The sequence below is a fragment of the Actinacidiphila epipremni genome (genome assembly GCF_012034175.1).
In the GTDB taxonomy this organism is placed as follows: domain Bacteria; phylum Actinomycetota; class Actinomycetes; order Streptomycetales; family Streptomycetaceae; genus Actinacidiphila; species Actinacidiphila epipremni.
Genome location: NZ_JAATEJ010000071.1, coordinates 1 through 870 on the forward strand (window position 1 = coordinate 1; position 870 = coordinate 870).

The 870-nt window shown below is 69.2% G+C and carries 2 protein-coding genes; one reads left to right on the top strand and one right to left on the bottom strand.

Annotated features, from left to right (window positions below; all coding sequences use genetic code 11):
- Positions 1-477: beta-L-arabinofuranosidase domain-containing protein (locus tag HCN08_RS34460; protein ID WP_206319599.1), on the bottom strand; the 477-nt coding region annotated here is incomplete at its 3' end.
- A 312-nt stretch (positions 478-789) separates the two neighbouring features.
- Between HCN08_RS34460 and HCN08_RS36830 the strand changes: the two genes are divergently transcribed.
- Positions 790-870: hypothetical protein (locus tag HCN08_RS36830; protein WP_322974859.1), on the top strand; the 81-nt coding region annotated here is incomplete at its 3' end.

Consider the following 870-nt stretch of genomic DNA (forward strand, 5'->3'; position numbering starts at 1 on the left):
ATACAGCTCGTGGCCCCACCGCAGGTCGGTGTACCGGCCGCGACCCCGGCCCGCCTGGAACCAGGTGTTGAGATAGCCGTCCGGCTGCTGGGCGGCAGCGACCAGCGCGACAATCCGGTCCACCTCCCTGTGCAGCTCCGCCCGGTCCGCGGCCGGCTCCTGCGGCGGGCCGTCCTGACCGAGCTGCCAGGACGCGGCCTCCAGCCATTTGTAGACGTCGGAGTCCATGAACGGGTAGTCGCCCTCGAAGGCTCCCTCGACGGCGCCGGCCACCAGTCGCAGATCGTGCAGGTTGCCCGCCGACTCCAGCAGCTCCGGGCCCTGCGGAACGCTCACGGCGGCGTTCACCGCACGCCGGACGTGCCAGAAGCCGCCCGAGATCACCGCACCGGTAGCCGGGGACAGGACGGTGCGGGCGTGCGCCGAGGGCCGAACGGGACCGGTCCGGGCGGGCGGTGGCGGAAGCTTGCGGGACATGGATCTCCCTGGAGAAGGCCGGTCGGAACAGAACCGCGGACGGGGAACCGCAGGAGGGCGGCGTACGGCACGCCGTCACTCCGGCGGCATCGCTCGGCGGATTTGGTGAGCAACGGTTTTCTTGCCGGAAACGTAGGAGTCACAAGCGGTGTTCGTCAAGACATCCGCCGACCGGCTTCTTCCTCTTGGTACGCCTTGGGATATGGTGGGCCTTCTGATACTGAGTACGCCTTGCCAGCCCAGAGCAAAGGATTGTTCTTGACTGAGACCGATTGGCGCCCACCGACAGGCGGGCGCGTGACCCTCGCCGACGTGGCGGTCCTGGCCGGCGTCAGTGTGGGCACCGCCTCCAAAGCACTGAGCGGCAACGGCCGTATGCGGCCCGAGACGCGC